A 15,841-nucleotide genomic window follows, 5' to 3' on the forward strand; every position below is an offset into this window, starting at 1 on the left:
GTGCAGGCGTTATGGATGCTGCTCGCGTCGCTGTTTTTTGCCACCATGGGCGTGTGCATCAAGTTTGCATCGACCCACTTCAACAGCTTCGAGATCGTCTTCTACCGGGGATTGGTGGGTGTGGCCTTTCTGATCGGCCTCACGCGGGCCAAAGGTGTGTCGCTGGCAACGAACGTTCCCATGATGCACGTGTGGCGCAGCGTGGTGGGCGTGACGGCGCTGACCGCCTGGTTTTATTCGATCGCGATCCTGCCGCTGGCAACGGCCATGACCCTGAACTACATGAGCAGCGTGTGGATCGCTGCGTTTCTGCTGGGCGGCGCGCTGCTGGTGCAGGGTCGCAACGCACCCATTCGCCAGCAGGCCCCTCTGTTCCTCACGGTGCTGGCGGGTTTCGGTGGCGTGGCGATGATGCTGCGGCCCACGCTGGGCGAAGGTCAGGCGGTGGGTGCGCTGGTGGGCCTGATGTCCGGCATCTTCTCGGCCTTTGCCTACCTGCAGGTGGCCGCGCTGGCCAGGGCCGGTGAGCCCGAGAGCCGCACCGTGTTCTATTTCTCCATCGGCGCCGTGGCGGCCGGCGCCCTGGGCATGGTGTTCGTCGGTGCCAGCGACTGGCACTGGCCGAGCGCCCTGTGGTTGCTGCCCATCGGTCTGCTGGCGGTCTTCGGGCAACTCTGCATGACCCGCGCCTACTCCAGCGGCGCGACGATGGTGGTGGCCAACCTGCAGTACTCCGGCATCGTCTTCGCTGCGCTCTACAGCCTCACCATCTTCGGCGACCAGCTGCCCCTGATCGGCTGGCTCGGCATGGGCCTGATCATCGTCAGCGGCATCACCGCCACCGTGCTGCGGGCCCGTGCGGTGCCGCTTGCACCCGCAGAGGACCACTGACGCCCCGGACCTCAAGCACAATGTGCGCATGCTCACCACACTGATCACGGCCGACGAACTGCAACAACACCTGGCCAGCGACACGCCGCTGCGGGTCTTCGACTGCAGCTACGAACTCATGAATCCCGAAGCGGGCGCAGCGCAGTACCACGACGAGCACATTCCCGGCTCGGTGTACGTGCACCTCGACCACCATCTCAGCGACAAGACCGGTGCCGACCGCGCCAGTGGGGGACGCCATCCCCTGCCCTCGCGCGAGACTTTTGCGCAGCGGCTGGCCGCGCTGGGTTTGTGGGACGGCATGCAGGTGGTGGTGCTCGACCGGCAAGGCGGCAGCCAGTGCGGCCGGCTCTGGTGGATGCTCAAGTGGTGTGGACACGAGGCCGTGGCGGTGCTCGACGGCGGTCTTGCCGCCTGGAAAGCCGCCGGCGGCCCGCTGCAGAGCGGACCGTCGGTGGCCCCCGAAGCCGGGGTTTTCACCTTGCAGCCCACGGCTGCGGCCACCGCATCGACCGCCTCCCTCCTGAAGGACCTGGGGCGTCCCGGCCAGACGGTGATCGACGCGCGAGCGGCCGCCCGCTTTCGCGGCGAGGTCGAGCCGCTCGATCCGGTGGCGGGTCACATCCCGGGTGCCCTGAACCGTCCGTTTGCCAACAACTTCGGCCCCGACGGCCGTTTCAAGCCGCCCGCCCAGCTGCGCGCCGAGTTCGAGCAGCTGCTGGCCGGGCGCGACCCTGCCGGGGTGGTGCACCACTGCGGCAGCGGCGTGAGCGCGGTGCCGAACCTGCTGGCCATGGAAATCGCAGGCCTGGGCCGTGCAGCGCTGTACCCCGGCAGCTGGAGCGAGTGGTGCAACACGCCCGGTGCGCCTTGCGCCGTCGGCTGAACCTGTCCGTGACGCCCGCCCCTCCCACCGCCGCCACATGTCCCAGCACGAAGACGCCGCGCAGGAAATCCTGCGCGAGAAGGACCGCAGATCCGCACTGATGCTGTTGTGTGCGGCCATCGGCGTGGCAGGTGCGCTGGTGCTCGCGATGGAGCTGGTGCTGGCCGCACCCGGTGAACACGAGGCCTGGGTGGCCGGCGGGCTCACCGCCATGGCCTGGATCTGCTTTGCCCTCACCAGGATGGATCGCACCCGCTTCGTGGCGCATGCCATCGTGGCCTCGGTGCTCGGCGCCGCCATCTTCTCCACCCTCACCTACGGCTCGGTGCGGACTGCCGTGGGCTTTCTGTTCATGGCTGCGGTCGTGGGAGCCGGGATTTTTCTGGGACGCACGGCTCTCATCGTCACGACCGTGGCCAGTGTGGGATCGCTGGGCGTCCTGACCTGGGCGGAGACCGCCGGCCTGTTGACGGCCACGCCCAATTTCGATGCCAGCCTGCGGGTGTGGATCACGCACGCGACCTCCATCCTCGTCTGCGCCCTGATGGTGCACCACAGCCGGGTGAGAACACGCCGGGCACTGGACCTCAAGAGCCGCGAATTCGAACGCCGCAAGGCCACCGAACTGGAGCGCGACCGAAACCTCGATCGCTTCGCCCGCATCTTTCGCACCAGCCCCAGCCCCATGATCGCGCAGTCGGCGCGCACCGGTTCCATCCTGGATGTGAACCCGGCGTTCGAGCGCAGCTACGGCTACACCCGCGAGCAGGTGCTCGGCCGCCAGGAAAGTTTTCTTTGGCACGACGCCACCCAGCGGGAAGCCTACCTGCAACGGCTCTTTGCCGAGCGACACATGGACCAGTATTCGTGTCTGGGGCGACGCGCCGACGGCACCGTCTTCCAGGCCCTCATCTCCAGCGAGATGGGCACCGACCACGAAGACAAGCTCATCATCACCACCATCTCCGATGTGAGCGCGCAGGCCGACGCGATGGAGCGCCTCAAGCGCTCAGAAGAACGGTTTGCCAAGGCCTTCAACTTCAGTCCGCTCAACCTCACCATCACGCGCCTGTCCGATGGCAGCTTCGTGGAGATCAACCAGGCGCAGGACACGGTGCAAGGCTTCGGGCTGGAAGAACAGATCGGCAAGACATCGCTCGACACCGGGGTCTGGCGAACGCCGGCCGACCGCGAACGGTTCGTGGCACAACTGCTGCGCGACGGCCGCATCGACAGCTTCGAAACCGTCATGCGCCACAAGGATGGCAGCCTGATCGACACCCGGCTGTGGGCCGAACTCATCGAAATCGACGGTGAGGCGTGCATCCTGTCCTGCACGATCAACGTCACCGCCGAAAAACGGCGCGAGTCCCTGCTGCTCAACGTGGCCAGGGGCGTGGCGGCGGAAACCGGCGAGGCCTTCTTCGAAGCGCTCACGCGCCACCTCAGCGAGGCCATCGGCTGCGACATGGTGGTGATCGGCGAATGCCGCGACATCCAGCAGGTGCAGGTGCTTTCGATCTGGAAAGACGCACGTCCTCTGCCCACCTTCAGCTTCGACACATCCAACACGCCGTGTGCCGAAACGCTGGCACAAAGAGACGTGTTCGTCTGCGCGCAAGACCTGCCGCAGGGCTTTCCGCAAGCCCGGGGCATCCACCGCGAAGGGTTTCAGTCCTACCTCGGTCAGGCGCTGCGCGACGCTGACGGCACGCCCATCGGCATCCTGTTCGCCATGTGGCGCAAACCCCTGGCGTTGAGCGAAGACCTGCAGGCCCTGGTGTCCATCTTCGCCAGCCGCGCCAACGCAGAACTGGTACGCCTGCACCGCGACCGCGAGATCCAGCGCCTGACCGAGACCCTGGAGCAGCGGGTGCGGGAGCGCACCGCCGATCTGCAGAAGCTCAACGCCGAACTCGACTCTTTCGCCTACACGGTCTCGCACGATCTCAAGTCACCGCTGCGGGCCATCGACGGCTTCACCCGCCTGCTGGACGAACAACTCGGCGGTCGGCTCAACCAGGACGAGCGCGAGATGTTCGACCGCGTGCTGTCGTCCACCACCCGGATGGGCGCCCTCATCTCGGCCCTGCTGGCGCTGGCTCGCGTGAGCCAGGCCTCGCTGGAACGCCAGACCGTCGACCTGAGCCAGCTGGTGCGGGCCATCCTGGCCGAAGAGCAGGGGCGGCAACCCGCGCGGCAGTTGCAGTGTCAGGTGGCCGACGGTCTGCAGGCCGAATGCGACCCCCAGCTCACCCGCATCGCGCTGGAGAACCTGTTGGGCAATGCCCTGAAGTACAGCCGCGACCGGCCAGAGACCGTGATCGAGTTCGGCCAGACCCTGGCAGAGGATGGCCGGACGACCCGCTACTTCGTGCGGGACAACGGCGTGGGGTTCAACATGGCCTACGCGGCCAGACTGTTCCAGCCCTTCCAGCGGCTGCACATGGCCAACGAGTTCGAGGGCACCGGCATCGGCCTGGCCACGGTGCGCCGCATTGTCGAGCGCCATGGGGGCACCATCACGGCCTGCAGCGCGCCGGGCGAAGGCGCCACGTTCAGCTTCTCACTGGGCTGAACAACGCGGGCGCAGTGCGTCGCGCCCTCGAGAGGGGATGCGGCTGCACGCGGTGAGCAAGCGACGGGGGTGTGTCCTGCCTCAGTGCGCCAGGCTGCTCACCAGTGTGACCAGCGCTATCCCGCCCATCAGCCACCCGACCTGGGCGAGCGTGTCCGCGAAGCCCAGTTGTTTCTGCAATTGCGGAATCAGGTCGGCCAGCGCCACGTACACAAAGCTGCTGGACGCGGCCACCAGGAAAAAGGGCAGGTAGTCCTGCAGCTGGGTCACGAGGAAGTAGCCCACCACGCCGCCCAGGGCCGTGACCGTGCCGGCCAGCGAGACCTTGACCAGTGCGGCGCGCTGGGTGCCCGAGGTGTGGCGCAGCACGACCAGATCACCGATGTGGTGCGGCACTTCGTGCGCCAGCACCGCCAGCGAGGTGATCACACCCAGGCGCATGTCGGCCAGAAAGGCCGACGCGATCAGGATGCCGTCGCCAAAGGCGTGCACGCTGTCGCCGGCCAGCACGGCCCAGCCGCCCGAGCGCGGGCCGTGGTGGTGGGCGTGGGCGTGAACGTGGTGGTGGTCATGGGCGTCATGCCCGGCTTCCTGCGCCGGGCCCTGGTTGTGCTCGTGGCCGTGGTGCCAGAGCTCGGCCTTGTCGAGCAGAAAGAAGAACACCAGCCCGGCCAGCAACATGGCAAACAGTTCGTGGGCGCCGGCCTCGCTCTCGAAGGCTTCGGGCAGCAGGTGCATGAAAGCCGTGGCCATGAGCGCGCCGGCGGCCAGGCTGAGCATGTGCTGCGTGAAGCGCCCAAGCATCGCAAAGGCCAGCAGCGCGGCCAGCCAGACGCTGCCCACGCCGGCCGCCACGGTGCCTGTCAGGATCGCCAGCAAGGTCATGGGTTGTTCTCGATTCGTCCACAAAAAAGGCCGCTCTGGAGCGGCCTGGGGTCTGGCGCAACGGTGCGGCTCAGGCCACTCCGTGCTGCTTGAACCACGCCAGCGCGCGTTTCCAGCCGTCTTCGGCCGCCTCCTTGCGGAAACTCGGCCGGTAATCGGCGTGGAAGGCATGGGGTGCCTCGGGGTAGACCACAAAGGTCGAAGCCCTGGCGGCCGCACTGCCCGCTGCCAGAGCGGCCTTCATCTTATCAACCGTGTCAAGGGGAATGCCGGTATCGGCGGCACCATAGAGACCCAGCACCGGGCCATTCAGACGGGCCGCCACGTCCACCGGGTGCTTCGGGTTGAGCGGCGTGGCCTCGCCCACCAGCCGCCCGTACCAGGCGACACCGGCCTTGACCGCCGGGTTGTGCGCCGCGTACAGCCAGGTCTGGCGTCCGCCCCAGCAGAAGCCGGTCACGCCCACCCTGGTGGCATCGCCGCCGTTGGCCGCGGCCCAGGCCACGGCCGCATCGAGATCGGCCATCACCTGCGCGTCGGGCACCTTGGAGATCACCTCGGCGATCAGCCTGGCCATTTCACCGTAGCTTTGCGCATCGCCCTGGCGCACGAACAGCTCGGGCGCGATCGCCAGGTAGCCTGCCCGGGCGAAGCGCCGCGCAGTGTCGGCGATGTACTCGTGCACGCCGAAGATCTCGGACAGCACCAGCACCACCGGCAAGCCGGTCTTGCCCGCCGGAGCGGCACGGTAGGCCGGCATCTTGAAGCCGTTGACGTCGATCATCACGTCGCCCACGGTGAGGCCATCGGACGGCGTCTTGATCGCGGTCTGCGCCACCAGCGGCGCGGCGGCGGCCGCATAGCCCACACCCAGCGCAGCCTTGATGGCGGTGCGGCGGGTGGCGCCGTGTTCGTTCGACCGACCGGGCAGCAAGGCGCCGAGGTCCTGGGCATGTTGGTCGTTGAGCATGGTCTGTCTCCTGGTCTGGTTGTCGGACCCGCAGTCTGCCATGTCCCTTAAACCCGGGTGGCAGCATCGAACATGTCGAGCAGTTCCGGCTCCCAGGCCCCTTGCTGGTCGACCGCCGTCTGCACGAGCACCGTGCGGGTGGGCATGTCGATGAACACGCGCTGGCCGTGGTGCCCGTGCATGGCAGGGCGCGAGCCGTCGGCGCGGGCATGCCAGAACAAGGCCTTGTAGCCCTGCGTCAGCCGGGCCCGGCCAACGCGCACCGCGTGATCGGCTTCGCTCCACGATGTGCACTCGCTGATCCAGGCGTCGCTCACGACGGCCTTTCCATCAAGGCTTCGCCCGCGATGGGCGACCAGCTGACCCAGGCGTGCCCAGTCGCGCAGGCGCGCCGCAAAGCCGATGCTGTTGAACTCGGCCCCGCGCGCATCGGTGAACCAGGTGGCGGGTGCCTCGGCGCCCATGGGCTGCCACAAGGCCCGCTCGGCGAACGACGACAGCGAGCCACCGGTGACGCGGCGCATCACCATGCCCAGGGTCAGCGCCCCCAGCTCGTTGTAGTTGAAGCGTTGTCCTGCGGCTTCGCTGCGGCGGTTCCAGCCAGCCACCGTGCGCGCGATGTCCGGGTCCCGGCCGAGCAGCGCGCCGGGGTAAAGAATGGCGTTGTCACGCGCGTGCACCACATCGGCGCCGCTGCACATGTTGGCCAGATGGCGCAGCGAGGTCTCGCCGTGCAGGGTGCCGCCGAGTTCGGGCAGGTAGCGGGAGGCCAGGTCGTCGAGCGAGGCGATGAGTCCGCGGTCCAGGCAGATGCCCAGCAACAGCGAGGTGACGCTCTTGGCCATCGACCAGCTTTGCAGGCGCATCGACGGCTGGCGGGCAAACCGGTAGCGCTCGAACAGGATGTTGCCGTCGCGCGCGATCAGCAGTCCGGTCACCGGCCACTGCGCCAGGTAGGCATCGGGTGTTTTGCTGGACAGGCCGGATCGGTAGCGGAAATCGTTCGCCGGCGTGTCGTTCCAGCCCACCACACGACCGCCGGCGCGCAGCGTGTTGTGGCGGATGTAACGCTCGTGGCCACCCGAATAGTTGCCCACGCGAAACTCGGGCAAGCGCTCGAAGCTGGATCGGCTCTCGGGGTAGCCACGCAGCGCCCCCCACCTGTCGTCGGTCTGCGCCCAGGCCGGCAGGCCAGCCATCGCAAGACCGGCGCAAAGGAACGCGCGGCGATGTTGCATGTCAGTGTCCGGCGCAGGTACCCCGCCCAGGGGCGCCGCGGAACCGGCTCTGCCGGGCCGCAGGCGCCGCCCCCTCGAGGGGGTCGCGCGAAGCGCGGCGGGGGTGATTCATATCAATGCGCCTGATCCCAGTTGTGTCCCACGCCCACTTCCGCGAGCAAAGGCACCTTGAGCTCGGCCACACCCGCCATCAAGCGCGGAATCTCGGCCTTGAGCCAGTCCACCTCGGCCTCGGGCACCTCGAACACCAGTTCGTCGTGCACCTGCATGATCATCTTCGTGCCGCGCTGCTGCCCGTCGAGCGCCTTCTGCACCGCCACCATGCTCAGCTTGATGAGGTCGGCCGCCGTGCCCTGCATGGGCGCGTTGATGGCGGCGCGCTCGGCGCCGCTGCGGCGTGGACCGTTGGGGCTGTTGATCTCGGGCAGGTACAGCCGGCGCCCGAACACCGTCTCCACATAGCCGCGCGCCTTGGCGCTCTGGCGGGTGTCGTCCATGTAGCGCTTGACTCCTTCAAAGCGGTCGAAGTAGCGCGTGATGTAGTTCTTCGCCGCGGTGTTGTCGATGGACAGCGCCTTGGCCAGTCCAAAGGCGCTCATGCCGTAGATCAGTCCGAAATTGATCACCTTGGCATAGCGGCGCTGCTCGTTGCTCACCTGCGCGGCGTCCACCCCGAACACCTCGGCAGCCGTGGCACGGTGCACGTCGATGCCGTCATGAAAGGCGCGCAGCAGGGCTGCGTCGCCACTGATGTGGGCCATGATGCGCAGCTCGATCTGCGAGTAGTCGGCGCTGGCGATCACATGGCCGGCCGGGGCCACGAAGGCTTCGCGCACACGCCGGCCCTCGGGCGTGCGGATCGGAATGTTCTGCAGATTCGGGTCGTTGCTCGACAGCCGCCCGGTGACGGCCACGGCCTGCGCGTAATGCGTGTGCACCCGCCCGGTGGCCGGGTGCGCCAGTTGCGCGAGCTTGTCGGTGTAGGTGCCCTTGAGCTTGGACAGGCCGCGGTGCTCCAGAATCTTCGCCGGCAGCGGATAGTCTTCGGCGAGCTTTTCCAGCACTTCTTCGTCGGTGCTGCGCGCGCCGGTGGCGGTCTTCTTGATCACCGGCAGGCCCAGCTTGTCGAAGAAGATCTCGCCCAGCTGTTTCGGGCTGCTCAGGTTGAACGGCTGGCCGGCGATCTCGTAGGCCTCCTGCTCCAGCGCGTGGATGCGCGAGCCCAGTTCATGGCTCTGCTTCGCCAGCGTGGGCGCGTCGATCAGCACGCCGTTGCGTTCGATGCGGTAGAGCGCCTCGCTGCTGGCGATCTCGAGTTCATAGATGAACTTCAGCCCTTTTCCGGGTTGGCTGTCGGCCTGCAGTTGCGGCCAGAGCACCCGGTGCACATCCAGCGTCTGGTCGCTGTCTTCGCACGAGTACTCGGCCGCCCTGGCCACATCGACCTGCGCAAAAGGAATCTGGTGCGCACCCTTGCCGCACAGGTCCTCGTAGTTGATGCCCTGGCGACCCAGGTGGCGCGCAGCCAGGCTGGCCAGACCGTGCGGCTTGTGCACTTCCAGAACATAGCTCTGCAACATGGTGTCGTGCACATAGCCCTGCACCTCGATGCCGTGGTTGGCGAACACGTGACGGTCGTACTTCACGTGCTGGCCGAGCTTGGCATGTGCCGGGTTTTCGAGCCAGGGCTTGAGCCTGGCGAGCACCTCGTCAAACGGCAGCTGCTCGGGCGCGTCGGGCCCGCTGTGGCGCAGCGGAATGTAGGCCGCCTCGCCCGGCATCACGCTGAAGCTGATGCCCACGATCTCGGCGCGCATTTCGTCGAGCGAGGTGGTCTCGGTGTCGATGGCCACCAGCTCGGCGGCCTGCACGCGCGCGAGCCAGTTGTCGAAGGCGTCCCAGGTGAGCACGGTGTCGTAGCGCAGGTTGGTGGTGCGTTCGGCGCTGCCGCTGAGGTCGGCCTCGTCGAACAGGCCCGGCGACCGGGCATCGGCGGAGCCCTTGGCGCCGGCCTTGCCACTTCCCTTGCTCGCGTGCGCTTCGATCAGCTCGGGTGGCGCATCGATCTGCATCAGTGTCTTCACCAGGCCCTTGAAGCCGTACCGTTCACCGAAGGCACGCAGCGCCTCGGAGTCCTGTCCGCCGATGCTGATGGCCTCCAGCGAGGGCAAGCCGTCGATGTGCTGCGCCAGATCGCAGTCGGTCTTGATGGTGAGCAGCTCGCGTCCCCTGGGCAACCAGGCCAGGGCGTTGCGCAGGTTCTCGCCGGCCGCGCCCTTGATCTCGTCGGCGTGTGCCACCAGCGCCTCCAGCGATCCGTGTTCGAGCAGCCACTTCACGGCGGTCTTGGGACCGACCTTGGGCACGCCGGGCACGTTGTCCACCGAATCGCCCACCAGGGTCTGGTAGTCCAGCATCAGGCTGGGCGGCACGCCGAACTCGGCTGTGACGCCGGCGACGTCGCGCCGCCGGTCGTTCATGGTGTCGATGACGGTGATGTGTTCGTTGACCAGCTGGCTCATGTCCTTGTCGCCGCTGGAGATGATGCAGGTGATGCCCTGCTGCGACGCCACATGGGCCAGGGTGCCGATCACGTCGTCGGCCTCCACGCCGGGCACATCGAGCACCTTCCAGCCCAGCAGCTTGACCACCTCGTGGATCGGGGCGATCTGGGCCCGCAGGTCGTCGGGCATGGGCGAGCGGTTGGCCTTGTACTCGGGATACAGCGCGTCCCGGAAGGTCGGGCCCTTGGCATCGAACACGCAGGCGGCGTAGTCGGCCCGCACGTCCTTGCGCAGCTTCTGCATCATGTTGATCATGATGCGGATGGCCCCGGTCTTCAGGACGGTGCCATCGGGCAGGGTTGTGCTCATGGCATCGCCACCGGCAAAGAAGGCGCGATAAAGGTAGCTGGATCCGTCGACCAGCAACAGGGTGGGGGCGGGGGGTGTGAGGTCGGACATGAGCGCATTGTCGGGGATCGTGCCGGGTCCGGCGGCTGCCGGCATGGCCCCGCGCAGGCCTCGCACGGCCCCGCCTGCCTACAATGAGGCATGCACGCCCATACCCCACGCCCGTTCACCTTGCTCGCCCTGCTGGCGGGCTTCACGCTGGCCTTTGCCGCCCACGGCCAGACGGCACCGCTGGAGGCCCCGCCCCAGCCGGTTTCCCCGCGCGACCGCATCGAGCGCATCAGCAACGAGGACGCGCTCACGCGCATCGACGAGGTGCGTGTGGGCGGCGAGACCAAGAGCATCGAGGTGAAACCCAAGAACGGCGCGCCGGTCTACCAGATCCAGCCCGACGCCGGCGGTTCGGCCATCAGCGAGGTGGGTGGCAAACGCACCGGCAACGCCGGGCGCAGCAGCTGGCGCGTCCTGAATTTCTGATTCCCCTCGTCCCTGCCCCTTTCTGATCGTCCGTTTTCATGGCCGTCTACACCGAAGTCGCGTTCGCGCAAGCCGCCGCCCTGCTGCACACCCTGGACCTGGGCGACCTCACCGAGTTGCGGGGCATCCAGGGCGGCATTGAAAACACCAACTACTTCGTGACCAGCGAGCGCGATGGCGCCACGCTGGAACACGTGCTCACCATCTTCGAGCGGCTGGGCTTCGAGCAGTTGCCGTTCTACCTGCACCTCATGAAGCATCTGGCTGGCAAAGGCATCCCCGTGCCCGACCCGGCGGCCACCGCCAGTGGCGAGATCCTGCACACCCTGCAGGGCAAACCCGCCGCCGTGGTGAACCGGCTGCGTGGCCACAGCGAGCTGGCGCCCGGTCTGGCGCACTGCGAGGCGGTGGGCGCCATGCTGGCGCGCATGCATCTGGCCGGCCGCGATTTCCCCCTGAGCCAGCCCAACCTGCGCGGCCTGCCCTGGTGGAACGAGACGGTGCCGGTGGTGCTGCCGTTCCTGAGCGCGCCGCAAGCGGACCTGATCCGCACCGAGCTGGCCTACCAGAACCACGTGGCGGCCAGCCCCTCTTGCGCCGCCCTGCCGCGCGGACCGATCCACGCCGACCTGTTCCGCGACAACGTGATGTTCGAGAACGGCGAGCTCACCGGCTTCTTCGACTTCTACTTCGCCGGCTGCGACACCTTCCTGTTCGACCTGGCGGTTTGCCTCAACGACTGGTGCGTGCACCACAGCCAGGACGCGACCGACGGCAGCGGCGATGCCGCCCGCGCACGCGCCCTGCTCGCGGCCTACCAGGCGGTGCGCCCCCTGACGGCGGCCGAGCGCGGCCTGCTTCCCGCCCTGCTGCGCGCGGGCGCCCTGCGCTTCTGGATCTCCCGCCTGTGGGACCTGCACTTGCCGCGCGAGGCCGCCATGCTGCAGCCCCACGACCCGACCCATTTCGAACGTGTGCTGCGCGATCGCGCCCGCCACGCCCAGACCTTTTCCGCCATGTTGCTCGATGCCCCGGCACCGGCAGCAGCGCCCCAACCCGTGACCGCATGAAACTCCACCTCGTACCCGCCAGGGCCGGCCTGCAATGGGTCAAGCTGGGCGTGAAGACCTTCTTCCGCCAGCCCCTGGCCATGTCCGGCCTGTTCTTCATGTTCATGGCCGCCGTCTCGGTGTTCTCGCTCATCCCGTTGCTGGGCACGGTGATCTCGCTGCTGCTGGTGCCCGTGGCCACGCTGGGCTTGATGGCGGCCACGCGCGAGGCCACGCAAGGGCGCTTCCCCATGCCCTCCACCTTGATCTCGGGCCTGCGCGGCACAGCGGTGCAGACCCGCAACATGCTGATCCTGGGTGCCATGTACACGGCCGGCCTGTTGCTGGTGCTGGGCACGGCCACACTGTTCGCCGGCGAGGCGCCGGTGGTGGATCCGAACGCGGGCGAAGTCTCGGCCGAGATGGTGCGTGCCTCGCTGGCCAACCAGGGCCTGCTGGCCGCTCTGGTGGTTTACCTGCCGGTGCTCATGGCGTTCTGGCACGCACCGGCCCTGGTGCACTGGCACGGCGTGAGCCCGGGCAAGAGCCTGTTTTTCAGCTTCATGGCCTGCTGGGGCAACAAGGGCGCCATGCTGTTCTATACGCTGGGCTGGATCGGGGTGTTCATGCTGGTCGGCCTGTTCATGAGCCTGCTGGCGGCCTTGCTGGGCGGTGCGCAAGCGCTCAACGTCGTGTTGTACCCGGCTGTCCTGTTCATGGCCTCGATGTTCCACACCTCGATATATTTCACCTTCGTCGACAGTTTCGAGACCGCAGGGCCAGCCGTGCCCACCATCCCCGGAGAAGACGCATGACCCAACACCTGCTGCAAGGCCGCTCCGAAAGCGAAGTGACCTGGTTCCATCGCCGCGACACCCTCAAGGCCGCGGCCGCCTGGGTGGCCATGGGCGGCCTGCCCGCCGCGATGGCGCAACAACGCAGCAATGTGGTCGAGCTCGTGGGTGACGTGCTGCTCAACGGGCGGCGCCTGGTGCCCCAGCAGACCATACAGACCGGCGACGAGATCTTCACCGGCCCGGCGTCGCGGCTGATCTTCGTGCTGGGCAACGCCTCGTTCAATGTTCGGCAGAACACCCGCCTGACGGTGGAGCGCGGCTTCACCCTGAACACCGTGAGCCTGCTGCGCCTGCTCAGCGGCGCGGTGGTCAGCGCCTTCGGCCGCAGTTCCGGGCGCGCCATCGTCACGCCCACGCTGACCGCGGGCATCCGCGGCACCGGCGTGTACACCGAGGTCTTCGCCGACCAGGGCAACCGCAGCTACTTCTGCAACTGCTACGGCACGGTCGACATTGAAGCCAGCGGCACCCGCGCCTTGTCGGTGTCGAGCTACCACCAGGCGTTCTGGGGCGAGGTCGAACCCAAGGCCGGGCGTTTCCTCACGCCCGGACCGGCACTCAACCACACCGACGAGGAGCTTGAATTCCTGGCCCGCCTGATCGGCCAGCGAACCGCCTGGCAGATCGCCGGGCGCCCCGGCGTGAAAGACGGGCGCGGCTACATGGAACAGCGTCCTCCCGAAGCGCACCCGGCCATGCCGCGCTGAAGCCTGCCGACCTTCAAGGTCGCTGGCGCTCGAACGTCGAAATGAACAAGGGGCCCCGAGGGGCCCCTTGCTGTTTCACCCGCCGAGCGGGACTCAGGTGCCCACCGGGCCGCCGTTGTTCTTCGTGATCACCACCGTGGCCGAACGCGGACGGCTGCCGGCGCCGTAGCCAACGATGCTGGGCCACTGACTGCCGTACTGGCTGGGATCGGCAATCACGGATGCCGGCGTCTCCTCGCCCGGGTGCTGGACGTTGATGAACATCGTCCTGCCATCCGGCGTTTCACACAGACCTGTCACCTCGCACTCGGACGGACCGACATAGAAGCGCTTCAAGGTCGAAGCGCTCGGCCTCGCGCCCACCCGAGTGGTCACGGCCACACCACCGCTGTAGTTCAGCGTGGCCGTGGTGCCGTCACCCACCGTGCCGGGAATGCTGGCGAGCAACATGCAGTTGGTGACATCACGGTACGCGCTGTCGTCGGTCTGGATCCAGCACAGCCCGTTGCTTTGCGTGAAGGCCAGGCCATCGGGGCTCGAGAAGTCCTGGTCGTCGGTCAGCCCGGAGAGGTTGATCAACGCAGGGTTGGAGCCGGCTTCGGCACCGAAGAGGTACACGTCCCAGTTGAAGGCGGTGCCTTCGGGGCTGGCGTCCTTGAAGCGCACGATGTGACCGTTGACGTTGCCGCTGTTCACGGTGGTACCGCCACGCACGTCGCTGTAAGCGCGCGGGTTGGCCGCGTCGACCAGCGTCTGGGTGCCGGTCGGCGCCGAACGGCGGCTGCTGTTGTTGGTCATCGTGATGTACAGCTCGCCCGTGGTCGGGTGCACATCGACCCACTCGGGGCGGTCCATCTTGGTCGCACCCACGGCGTCGGCCGCGATGCGGGTGTGGATGTACATCTCGACCTGGTCGCTGAAGCCGAAAGACGACGCCACGATGGCGGGGCTGGCGATGTTCAGCTCGAGCCACTCGCCGCTGCCGTCGTCGTTGAACCGGGCCACGTACAGCTTGCCGTCGTCGAGGTACTTGTCGCCCACGGCCGCGCGGTCCGCAGAGGTGGCATCGGCCGGGTTCCAGAGTGCGGTGGAGACAAACTTGTAGACGTATTCGTTTTGCGAATCGCAGCCCATGTAGACGGCCAGCGGCTTGCCCGCCTCTGGCAGACCGAAGGCAGCGTTCTCGTGCGCGAAGCGGCCCAGGGCGGTGCGCTTCTTCACCACGGAGGTGGCGTTGTACGGATCGAGCTCGACCATGAAGCCCTGGCAGAACCACTCGTGGCGGTAGTCATCGCTGCCGTCCAGGCTGGTGCCGGTCTGGCTGGTGTTCCAGCGCTGGTACTTGTCTTCCGTGCCGGCGGTTTGCCAGCCATAGCGGCTGTTGGCCGCGGAAGTGTCGGTCACGTTGCGGCCATAACGGGCAAACGAGGCATTGACCTTGGCGGTGCGCAGGTTCTGGTCTCCCGCAGCGCGGAAGAAATAGCCCGACCAGTTTTCTTCGGTCGTGAGCAACGTGCCCCAGGGGGTCTTGCCGTTGCCACAGTTGTTCATGGTGCCGCGCGTGCGCGTGCCGTCGGTCGAATACCGGGTGACGAACAGCGCATTGCCGCGGGCAGGGCCCGACATCTCGATCGGCGTGTTGCCCGTGACGCGCCGGTTGAAGGGCGAATTCACCACCGCACCGAACACACCCGCGGCGTCCTTGATGACCTCGGCCACCGTGAGGCCGTGGCAGTCGATCTCGATGTCGGCCTCGCTGGCGGGACGTGGGCTTGGCGTAGGCCCGCTCACGTGCAACATGAGCGGCTGGATGTACTCGTGGTTCATGGCCAGTAGCGCACGGCTGCTGCTGTTGTCATCGCGCTGACCGCTGGCCGACAGACCGAAGTACTGCAGGCCGTCGTGGTTGTCGCCCACACGCTGGTCGTAGCCCGTGTCCGTGCCGTCGTTCCTGTAGGCGGGAACACCCGTGAACAGGGGATCGCCACAGGCCAGCATCACGCTGGCCGAATAGCCGACCGGCACGCTGTTGGTGTCGGCGAGCGTCTTGGCCACAGCAGCGAAGCCCAGCAGGGTTTCCGGCGCAGCGGCCGTGGGGCCCGGAACCACCGCAGCAGCGTCCGAGCCGCCACCGCAGGCGGTCAGGGCCAGCGGTGCAAACATGGCCGCCATGGCGCCGCCCAGGCCGCCACGAAGCACACCACGCCGGCTCAGGCCGGCGTCGAGCACGTCGGAAAAGTGACGGTTGTTCGATACGTTGTTTTCGAGATCGTCGGGATCGGTGAAAGCGGTGGCGTTGATGGCACGGTCGTTCATTGAACAGTTCTCCTAGTGGAATGTAACACTTAAAAAGGAAGTATCATTGCAGTCATTCCACTGGAGGCTGCGATG

The 15,841-nt window shown here is 67.2% G+C and carries 12 protein-coding genes; 7 read left to right on the plus strand and 5 right to left on the minus strand.

Features of this window, described 5'->3' with window-relative positions; genetic code table 11:
• From QUV35_RS14570 to QUV35_RS14580, 3 genes are read left to right on the plus strand one after another with little or no spacing between them, the layout of a single operon-like run.
• The gene (locus QUV35_RS14570) at positions 1–891 is read left to right on the plus strand and encodes a DMT family transporter (RefSeq protein ID WP_300875531.1); all 891 of its coding nucleotides are present in this window, start codon (positions 1–3) and stop codon (positions 889–891) included.
• A gap of 28 nt (positions 892–919) precedes the next feature.
• Positions 920–1,777 carry a sulfurtransferase gene (locus tag QUV35_RS14575; RefSeq protein WP_300875534.1) on the plus strand — a complete coding sequence of 286 codons (858 nt, stop codon included), beginning with the start codon at positions 920–922 and terminating at the stop codon, positions 1,775–1,777.
• 37 nt (positions 1,778–1,814) lie between these two features.
• Positions 1,815–4,355, plus strand: coding sequence for a PAS domain S-box protein (locus QUV35_RS14580; protein WP_300875537.1), 2,541 nt, complete (start codon positions 1,815–1,817; stop codon positions 4,353–4,355).
• Positions 4,356–4,436: 81 nt separating this feature from the next.
• On the opposite strand, the gene QUV35_RS14585 is transcribed toward QUV35_RS14580, so the two are convergent.
• The 4 genes from QUV35_RS14585 to polA all read right to left on the minus strand — a co-directional run bounded on the left by QUV35_RS14585 (position 4,437) and on the right by polA (position 10,411).
• Entirely contained in the window at positions 4,437–5,240 is an 804-nt protein-coding gene (locus QUV35_RS14585) for a ZIP family metal transporter (RefSeq protein WP_300875539.1), read from the minus strand.
• A gap of 70 nt (positions 5,241–5,310) precedes the next feature.
• Positions 5,311–6,210, minus strand: coding sequence for a dienelactone hydrolase family protein (locus QUV35_RS14590; RefSeq protein ID WP_300875541.1), 900 nt, complete (start codon positions 6,208–6,210; stop codon positions 5,311–5,313).
• Between the two features lie 47 nt (positions 6,211–6,257).
• On the minus strand, positions 6,258–7,448 hold the full coding sequence (locus QUV35_RS14595) for a serine hydrolase (protein WP_300875544.1): 1,191 nt from the start codon (positions 7,446–7,448) through the stop codon (positions 6,258–6,260).
• A gap of 113 nt (positions 7,449–7,561) precedes the next feature.
• Positions 7,562–10,411, minus strand: coding sequence for a DNA polymerase I (gene polA, locus QUV35_RS14600; RefSeq protein ID WP_300875547.1), 2,850 nt, complete (start codon positions 10,409–10,411; stop codon positions 7,562–7,564).
• Between the two features lie 90 nt (positions 10,412–10,501).
• On the opposite strand from polA, the gene QUV35_RS14605 reads away from it, so the two are divergent.
• Genes QUV35_RS14605 through QUV35_RS14620 form a run of 4 tightly spaced genes read left to right on the plus strand, consistent with a single transcriptional unit; the run spans position 10,502 to position 13,450 of the window.
• The gene (locus QUV35_RS14605) at positions 10,502–10,837 is read left to right on the plus strand and encodes a hypothetical protein (protein WP_300875550.1); all 336 of its coding nucleotides are present in this window, start codon (positions 10,502–10,504) and stop codon (positions 10,835–10,837) included.
• 38 nt (positions 10,838–10,875) lie between these two features.
• Positions 10,876–11,907 carry a homoserine kinase gene (locus QUV35_RS14610; RefSeq protein WP_300875553.1) on the plus strand — a complete coding sequence of 344 codons (1,032 nt, stop codon included), beginning with the start codon at positions 10,876–10,878 and terminating at the stop codon, positions 11,905–11,907.
• Positions 11,904–12,701, plus strand: a complete 798-nt coding sequence (locus tag QUV35_RS14615) for a BPSS1780 family membrane protein (RefSeq protein WP_300875556.1) — start codon at positions 11,904–11,906, stop codon at positions 12,699–12,701. Before QUV35_RS14610 ends, QUV35_RS14615 begins: the two co-directional genes overlap by 4 nt.
• Complete coding sequence (locus tag QUV35_RS14620) at positions 12,698–13,450, plus strand: iron dicitrate transport regulator FecR (RefSeq protein WP_300875559.1); 753 nt, start codon at positions 12,698–12,700, stop codon at positions 13,448–13,450. The genes QUV35_RS14615 and QUV35_RS14620 overlap by 4 nt, the downstream gene beginning before the upstream one ends.
• A gap of 93 nt (positions 13,451–13,543) precedes the next feature.
• Here the strand turns inward: QUV35_RS14620 and QUV35_RS14625 are convergent, their stop codons facing one another.
• Positions 13,544–15,766, minus strand: coding sequence for a PhoX family phosphatase (locus QUV35_RS14625; protein ID WP_300875562.1), 2,223 nt, complete (start codon positions 15,764–15,766; stop codon positions 13,544–13,546).
• Positions 15,767–15,841 lie beyond the last annotated feature (75 nt).

Source organism: Hydrogenophaga sp. (assembly GCF_030373225.1).
Taxonomy (GTDB): Bacteria; Pseudomonadota; Gammaproteobacteria; order Burkholderiales; family Burkholderiaceae_C; genus Hydrogenophaga.